Below are 8,762 nucleotides of genomic sequence, written 5' to 3'. Positions count from 1 at the left end.
ACTCCGGTAGAAACTCCAACTCCGACTGCAATTGTCACTCCAACTCCGGTAGAAACTCCAACTCCGACTGCAATTGTCACTCCAACTCCGGTAGAAACTCCAACTCCGACTGCAATTGTCACTCCAACTCCCACTCCAAGTGTCACTCCGACTGCAATTGTCACTCCAACTCCCACTCCAAGTGTCACCCTAACTCCCACTCCAAGTGTCACCCTAACTCCCACTCCGAGTGTCACTCCCACTCCCACTCCAAGTGTCACCCTAACTCCCACTCCGAGTGTCACTCCAACTCCCACTCCAAGTGTCACCCTAACTCCCACTCCAAGTGTCACTCCCGCTTCGATCGATCCTACGGAAATACAAGTGCCCACACCTGTGACAGCGCCAAACTCGCCCACAGCCGCCGATACACCCACACCCGAACCGTCAACCTCCGATGAACAAGACTTTAAACGCCCCGAAAGTCGATCGCTAGACAATCTCGGTGTTGCTGCTGCCGATCGTCGAGTTTTAACCATCGATCAAAGTATCATCAGTCAATTACCCGCTGGCATCGTAGCCTCTTCACTCGCATCCCAACAAGCACCAACAGTTAACCCTACTTCTAATTTAGTTCTGGGATATGTTCCGTCTCCCGATCGACTTTTTGAAGGTAACGACATACAGAAAACAGTCTGGGGAATCGAAGAAATGAGGAATCAAGAATTTGCAGAATACCTGGGGGTAGAAGCCAACATCCTAGAGGAAAAAACCTTGATTTCGACATCCCAACAAACTTTACAAAATATCGAACAGCAAACCGGCAAGCGGTCTGGTATTATCTACATGGTCTCGCGAGAAGATCAATTGGAACTAATTTTAGTTCCTCCCGCCGGGTGGCCGATTCACTACAGCGTCCCCGAAGCCAACAAAGCAGCTCTTTTCCCCACCGTCCAGGAGTTTCGCGCTGAAATCACCAATCCCGCAAAACGCGATACTAGCACTTATCTAGCCGCCGCTCAGCAACTATATAAATGGGCGATCGCACCCCTAGAAAAAGACTTACAAAACTTAGGAATTCAAACTTTGTTACTATCAGTCGATCCGGGATTGCGGAGCCTGCCCTTTGCCGCTTTGCACGACGGTAAAGGCTTCTTGATTGAAAAATACAGTTTCAGCCTAATTCCGAGTTTTAGTTCGACTAATACCGATTATAAAGCTGTTAGAGACGCCACAGTGCTAGCAATGGGAAGGTCAGAATTTGTTGACCAACAGCCCTTGCCCAGTGTGCCGATCGAATTGCAGGCGATTTCGGCTCAGTGGCAGGGCCCATCTTTCCTCAATTCTGCTTTCACTTTAGATAATCTCACGTCGGAACACGCCAAGGGAGGATTTCGGATCGTTCATCTAGCAACTCACGCTGAATTCAAACCGGGAAAAGCGAGCAATTCCTACATTCAAATGTGGAATTCCAAATTGCAGCTCGATCGCATAGAGAGTTTGAATTGGCGCAATCCGCAGGTAGACTTGTTAGTATTAAGTGCTTGTAGAACTGCTATGGGCGATCGGGAAGCAGAGTTAGGTTTTGGAGGTTTAGCAGTAAAATCCGGCGCCAAATCTGCTTTAGGGAGTTTGTGGTATGTTGACGATGGAGGCACCTTGGCGCTGATGAGCGAATTTTACCACCAGTTGCGAGGAACCACAACTAAGGCAGAAGCTTTGCAACTGGCTCAACAAGCAATAATGTCCGGTAAAGTGCGGCTGGAAAACGGACAGCTAGTAACAACAGGCGGCCAGTTAAATTTACCTGCTAATTTACAACAACCAAACCAAAATTTTTCTCATCCTTATTATTGGAGTAGTTTCACCATGATCGGAAGCCCTTGGTAAGCTGCCATCTTTATTTTTCAGTCTCCGCTTCTGAAGGACGAAAGTTTCTACTAGGGGCAATGCCCGCTTTGGGTGGTTGGGGCGGTTCGCCCCTGGCTGCCCCAATTTCAAGCGCCGATCCAGGGGGTTTGGAACTCTATTTCTGTTTCATCACCACCAAATTAATATCATCAAAACCTTCTGATCGCCAATATACTGCCACACATCATCTATCACAGATTACCTAATGGCAATAGCAGGTAAGTAGACTTACCTGCTAATTTACAACAAGAAAAACAATAGTTTTCCCCTCTTTATTGCTGGAGTATTTTCACGGTGGGAATTTTTTTATAATTCCCATGTTTTAGTAGCAAATCTGTTCCTTCAACAATCATCTCTAACCCGCAGATGCTCTATCTAGGGTTGGTTTGTCTCGGATTTGGTGCCGCAGTTCCGTAATTGACTCGACAGCCGATATTGAACAGACTCGAACTGCACTCAAGAGGGACAATCTGCTGATCGAGGAGGGCGCTGCAACTGACATACTCGTCATTATTAGTATCTCTTACCATACATTCGATCGGATTAGCACCCGATCGCGCCGACCAACTCTTCATACCTACGACTGCAATCATATGCTGCCAGTAGAAAGCAAATAGCAAAACTCCCAAAAGTACAGCAACGGCTAATCCTGCTTTCAACTTCCAACTATTTAGGACATTTCCCACACTGTTTTTCAAGTTTTCCACCCCAGAAATTGAGCTTTCGGTAGTTGTTTCTGGAGTTGGCAAGTTTGTTTGTGCTTGTTCTGCTGGAATTTCCGACATAATGTATCTCCTATGATTGCTGGGATTTGGCTAAGCTGGCAGTTGCCATCGCTATTGCAAACTTTATCAAATTTTAGCAAAACTCGCCTGTACCGACAACAGATTTGGGCCGCACCGCTGGGGAAGTATGTATATTCACCAAGGGCGATCGGGATTTCTCTGCCTTTTGAGGTATTGCCCAATTCGCGAGGGGCTATTTTGCATCTAGGGCAATAGAATTGTTGGGGATTTTCTTTGAAAACGGCCCAAGTGAATGAGCTTTTTTTACGAACCGCAGAGGGCGCAGAGGGCGCAGAGAAAGAGGAAAGAGAGATATATTGACTTTCACCAATCATTTATGGTTTCGATAGGAGTTCTAATAACTCAGATTCCGAAAGTAGTTTGATTCCCAAAGATTGAGCTTTTTCCAACTTAGAACCCGCATCTTCTCCCACAACCACATAATCAGTTTTAGCACTCACAGAACTTGTGACTTTACCTCCTGCTTTTTGAATCAAATCTTTAGCTTCATCTCGTTTCAAAGTGGGCAAAGTTCCGGTCAGCACAAAAGTTTTGCCTGCAAGTTGTAAATTTGTGCTGGCTAAATTGGGATTTTTTACTTCTGACTGCAATTGTAAGCCTGCAGTTTTCAACCGTGCAATTAAACTTTGATTTGCCGGCACTCGAAACCACTGATAAACAGCTTGAGCAATTTCCGGGCCGATGCCGTAAACGCCCTCAATCGAGGCCGCCGATACTCCTGCTAACTCTTCTACATTTGCAAACCTTTCTGTCAGCAATTGAGCATTCACGCTGCCGACGTGGCGGATGCCCAAGCCGTAAAGTACGCGCGAATAAGGTTGATTTTTTGATTGGGCGATCGCACTTACCAACTTTTCTGCTAACTTCTTACCCATGCGTTCCAAACTCATCAATCTTTCCGCTGTCAAATCGTACAAATCCGCCGCAGAATGCACGAGATTGCTATCAACCATTTGCTGCACCAACTTTTCGCCAACACCGTTAATATCCAGAGCATCCCGGCTGCAAAAATGAATCAGCGAACCCCTCAAAATTGCCGGACAAGATGTATTGATGCAGCGAGTAACTGCCTCCCCCTTTTCCCGAACCACAGGCTGTTCGCATTCGGGACAGCAACTAGGCATTTGGAAAAGTTGAGCATTTTGGGGCCGAAGTTCCGGCAAAACTCGCACAACTTCTGGTATAATTTCCCCAGCTTTTCTGACAATCACAGTATCGCCAATATGGAGATTTAGGTCGGAAAGTCGATCGCTGTTGTGGAGAGAAGCCCGCGAAACCGTCGTTCCCGCCAACTGCACCGGTTTGAGTTCCGCTACAGGAGTCAGAGCCCCGGTTCTGCCTACTTGCACGGTGACAGCTTCTACTATTGTAGGCACTTCGGCAGCAGGATACTTCAGGGCGATCGCCCAACGCGGAAACCTCTGAGTAAAACCCAATTGTTTTTGCAGCAAAACCGAATTAATCTTAACAACAACCCCATCCGTCATGTAAGGCAAATTCCGCCTCTCTGTATCCCAATATTCGTAATACTCGCGAACCTCATCCAAAGAATAGCAAATTTTGCGATTGGGATTCACCTTAAACCCCATTCGTCGCAACAATTCCAACGAATCCCACTGCGTGTTACCCTCGTTACCTTGATCTAAATGCAGAGTATAAGCAAAGAAATCCAACCGTCGCTTATCCACAATTTTAGAATCCAACTGCCGCAGCGTACCCGCCGCAGCATTGCGAGGATTAGCAAACAATTGTTCCCCTGCTTTTTCCCGTTCCCGATTAATTTCCTCAAACACAGCTAAAGACAAAAAAGCTTCTCCCCGCACTTCCACAACAGGCGGCGGATTATCTAAATTGAGCTTTAAAGGAATCGAGCGAATAGTCTTGACATTTTGAGTAATTTCCTCTCCGGCAATGCCGTCTCCCCGCGTCGCACCGCGAACTAAAATTCCATTTTCATAGGTTAACGCTAAAGCAGAACCGTCAATTTTTAACTCGCAAACGTAGGAAACCCCCCCCAACCCCCCCTTGCTAAGGGGGGGAGTAATTTCCCTGTTTTCCTGATTGCTAATCGAAGATGTTATTCCCTCTTGTCCCCCCCCTTGATAAGGGGGGGTTAGGGGGGGTGCATTTCCCTCTTGACCGGGGGTTAGGGGGGGTGCTACCCTTTGCCAGCGTTCCTGCCATTTAGCAAATTCTTCAAAATTAAAAGCATTTTCCAAACTGTAGAGAGGAATATTGTGCTTGACGCTAAAAAATTGAGTAGCAGGCTGTTCTCCCACGCGCTGAGTCGGACTTTCCGCAGTAATTAATTCAGGATAATCTGATTCTAAGTCTTGCAACTGGCGATAAAGTCGATCGTACACTTCATCTGGCATAATCGGCGCATCGAGAACATAATAAGCATAGCTAGCTTCCTGTAGCTGCTGCCTCAACTGTTGAATTTGCTGCTGAATCTCTGCTGCCATATCGATTTAAGGTTTTAGATTTTAGATGTTAAATTTTTGATTATAACTTTCCATTTTAGCTCAAAAAAAAGGATCGAGCAACCTCTCTGCTGCCAGACAGATTTTAGATTTGAGATGAGCAATGTCAATTTGAGCTAAAAACCAAGATATAGCAACTAGAAAATCAAAACTTATCCTAATTGTCACCCTGTCCAAAAACGGATATACTTTCCGACCAAAGTTGCCAGTCGGCCAAAACTTTCGACTCTTGTTCAACCTTCCAGATTCATCTATGAAGTAAATTTCAAATCCTTCGACTGATTGAACGCCGAACGTTGCGCCAAACCTGTCAGGCCACATTCTCAATTTTAAAATCCACTGATTCGCCTTTATAGCTGCCGAATTATGGGCGTAAATCATTACAAATTTAAGTCGGGAAACTCCGTAAATTTCTTGTTTTCCCCGGACATTGAAGGTTGAAGATTATCACCATCTTTTTCGATGTTCAAGTTGCTATTGGCGCGGTATTTGGTAAATTCTTGAGCGTTTGGCTTTGTGAAAGCGAGCGGTTCAGCGTGTTCTACCTGAAATACATTGGCGTAGAGGTTGGCAATAATTTGTTTTCCTCCCTGCGTCAATTCCAAGTAGTTCAAAGCTGCAGGAATGTAGGGAAAAACTCCATTCCAATAAAACTTGGCGTAATTTTGCCGCAAATCTCCCGGAGACTTGTAGCCCAAGATTTTATTAGTGCCAACTTCCTCAAACTCGTAGAACAGGGCACTTATTTTTCGCAGGTAATTTGGATCGCTCAACTGACCGATCAAATCGGCAGCCCTAGCGAGTCCAGAATAATTATTTCTGTCTTGATGAGTTTCGCTAGCCGGAACTGGGAAGCGCGTCAATTCAATATTGCGCTTGATTTGTTCGGCATCAATTAATGTGTGCCCGCCGAAGCGTTCGTCAATTACGAGTTTGCCTCGATCGACATGATAAGGAGTTAAACTGGCAGAAGTTGCCCCGATCGGCACAGAAACCATGCCCCCGTCAATACCCGTAGCATATAGTCCCACAGCTTCTTGGTCTTGGCGGCAAACACCTTTGACGTAGCCGATATCGTGACACAGCAGCGAGATTAGGTAGTGCAGCCAATCTTCCGGCGACACTCCGCCTTCGCGAATATGCTTGCCCCGGAGAATCTCTTGTCCCACCAAAGCCACGAGCATTGTGTGTTCCACATTGTGGTAGAGAGCATCGCAGTTAGCGATATTTTCCAGAGCCATAGTCCCTGCCCAGGCGATAATTTCAGGGTAGTCAGGCTTGTACTTGCCGTAGGTGCGACGGTAGCCGGCCTGCAACTCTTGCACAAAAGCGTCAATCAGGATAGCAGTTGCATTGAACATCATAAATTCTCTCACTCAGGCTGTAGTTACAAACTCGATCGAAAATATCTTGGCCTTGCTGAAAAAATAATTAATGGGCATTCCAGTAGGTTTGACCCCTCGGCGTTGAATTTTAAATTTCAGCTAGTCTTGTCAGGTCAGAAAATTGCTCTTTTGGCTATGCTTCCCAAGATAACCTAATTTCGGAAGCATCCGAAGCAACAGATCGATTTTTTGGTATTAAATGTTAGTGAAACAATTTACATCGTTTCACTGACTAATTATTAGAAGTCCTAGGTTTGAAACTTATGAACTGTCTGTTTCGGAGTCTCTCCACTGCTGCCCTGGGTACTCGGCGCTCGATCGCCCAAAAATACCTAGGATTGTGTGCATTCACTGCTGTTTGCACCGCCGCACCGGCAATGGGTGCCGAGCGAATTTACGTAACTTACGGGCCACTAGAAGAATCAGTTCCCATTGAATCCCTGGCACTTTTCGCCAAAGAAGGCAAAATAGACTCAAACTTGGACGGCTTCGCTCAGTACGTCAAAGCATCTCAGCTAGCTGAGATTCGCAGCGCCCTGCAAGCGAAGGCTGAAATCAGCCACGTGACGATCGCCCAATTTCTCTACACGCCTCAAGGAGAAGTGCTGCTGAAACGCTTGGGCCGAGTAATTCAAACCAAAGCTCGGCAGCCCGGATTTTATGCCATCCGAGCCGCCCTGATTTTAGCAGCCTCAGATCCAGAAGGCCTGACAATTCTCAACGTGCTGCGGAAATTCCCCACCTATGGCATCAGGATTGACATCGCCCGCGCCTTGGGTATCGCCAACGAGCTGACATCGCTGATCAACCGTTCCAATCAGACGATCGCCGGAGTCGCCCAGTTGTCGGAAGCACAAGCAGCCTTAGAACCCACCATACCGCCCGCCCAAATGCAGCAGCCCCAGCTACCTGGCCCCTATACTTGGAAAAAATCATCGGTAACTCTGACGAGTCCAAATCGCAATCGCACATTTGATATGGACATTTACCTACCACAGGGCAGCCCCCAACCGGCCCCAGTAGTAGTAATTTCCCACGGTTTAGGTTCCGATCGCATTTCCTTTCAATATTTAGCCAAACACCTAGCCTCCTACGGCTTTGCCGTCGCTGTCCCCGAACACCCCGGCAGCAACGCCCAACAAATCCAAGACTTAGTAACAGGCAGAGCCAATCAAGTAGCAGAACCAGCAGAATTTGTCAACCGCCCCCTCGACATCAAAGACCTGCTCGATTATTTAACCAAACTTTCTACAACCGATCCGGCCTACCAAGGGCAGTTCGACTTGCAGCGAGTCGGCGTCATCGGCCAGTCTTTCGGTGGCTATACGGCTTTAGCATTAGCCGGGGCAGGGATTAATTTTGCACAGCTAGACAAAGATTGCGGACTCGAGAACGATAGTTGGAACCTCTCCCTACTGTTGCAGTGCCGCGCCCGCGGCCTAGAGCGCAACCAGTACAATTTCGGCGACCCGCGCATCAAAGCTGCGATCGCCGTTAACCCGATCGCCAGCAGCATTCTCGGAGAAACAAACCTCAGCAAAATCCAAATCCCCGTCATGCTAATCGCAGGCAGCGCCGATACAGTCGCCCCCGCTTTGCTCGAACAAATTCAACCGTTCACATGGCTGACATCGCCCAACAAATATCTCGTACTGATGAACAACGGGACTCACTTCTCAACGATCGAGGAATCCCCTCAAAGCCTCTTTCTGCCACCACCACAGGCGATCGGGCCCGAACCAGCTTTAGCCCGCCGCTACCTCAGCGGACTCAGCCTAGCGTTCATGGAAAGCTATTTGAACAATAAATCCAATTTCCGCCCGTATTTGGAGCCATCCTACGCTTTAAGCATCTCCAGAGACACTCTCGGACTGAGAATTTTGCGATCGCTCACCCCCCAGCAACTCCTGCAGTTCAGGATTTCTCCACCTCCTCGCATCCCTGCCTCTCCACCTGCGATCGCTCCTGTTCCTTTACCTTCTCCACCTCCCATAGATCCTGTTCGTTAGGGTTGAGGTGCGCCGCGCGTGAACGCTGTCATCTCTTTTCGTGCGGGGGCGATGGGCCATCTCTTTCCTCTCATCAGCTTTCCTAATCACACTCATCAGTTTAACTGTCGTCAAACCCCTTTACAAACCTTAACGATAGGCGTAATAATATAAACATCATCCGAACATTGACAACCAAATACAGCAATC

General features: G+C 47.4%; 6 protein-coding genes. 3 read left to right on the top strand and 3 right to left on the bottom strand.

Annotation, left to right across the window (positions count from 1 at the left end; genetic code table 11):
- A partial coding sequence (locus QUB39_RS29040; protein WP_333485223.1) for a CHAT domain-containing protein occupies positions 1-1,869 on the top strand: 1,869 nt, incomplete at its 5' end.
- Between the two features lie 392 nt (positions 1,870-2,261).
- On the opposite strand, the gene QUB39_RS29035 is transcribed toward QUB39_RS29040, so the two are convergent.
- Positions 2,262-2,675: a hypothetical protein gene (locus QUB39_RS29035; RefSeq protein ID WP_333058311.1), complete on the bottom strand. Its 414-nt coding sequence runs from the start codon at positions 2,673-2,675 to the stop codon at positions 2,262-2,264.
- Between the two features lie 12 nt (positions 2,676-2,687).
- Between QUB39_RS29035 and QUB39_RS29030 the strand changes: the two genes are divergently transcribed.
- A complete protein-coding gene (locus QUB39_RS29030; protein ID WP_333058312.1) occupies positions 2,688-2,891 on the top strand; it encodes a hypothetical protein in 204 nt (67 codons plus the stop codon).
- A gap of 119 nt (positions 2,892-3,010) precedes the next feature.
- On the opposite strand, the gene ligA is transcribed toward QUB39_RS29030, so the two are convergent.
- A complete protein-coding gene (gene ligA / locus QUB39_RS29025) occupies positions 3,011-5,161 on the bottom strand; it encodes an NAD-dependent DNA ligase LigA (protein ID WP_333485222.1) in 2,151 nt (716 codons plus the stop codon).
- 398 nt (positions 5,162-5,559) lie between these two features.
- Positions 5,560-6,540 carry an Npun_R2479 family HD domain-containing metalloprotein gene (locus tag QUB39_RS29020; RefSeq protein WP_333058314.1) on the bottom strand — a complete coding sequence of 327 codons (981 nt, stop codon included), beginning with the start codon at positions 6,538-6,540 and terminating at the stop codon, positions 5,560-5,562.
- Positions 6,541-6,827: 287 nt separating this feature from the next.
- On the opposite strand from QUB39_RS29020, the gene QUB39_RS29015 reads away from it, so the two are divergent.
- The gene (locus tag QUB39_RS29015) at positions 6,828-8,573 is read left to right on the top strand and encodes an alpha/beta hydrolase (protein WP_333058315.1); all 1,746 of its coding nucleotides are present in this window, start codon (positions 6,828-6,830) and stop codon (positions 8,571-8,573) included.
- Positions 8,574-8,762: the final 189 nt, after the last annotated feature.

Source organism: Microcoleus sp. AT8-B5 (assembly GCF_036705565.1).
Classification (GTDB): Bacteria; Cyanobacteriota; Cyanobacteriia; order Cyanobacteriales; family Microcoleaceae; genus Microcoleus.
This window is presented reverse-complemented; position numbering and strand designations above follow the sequence as displayed.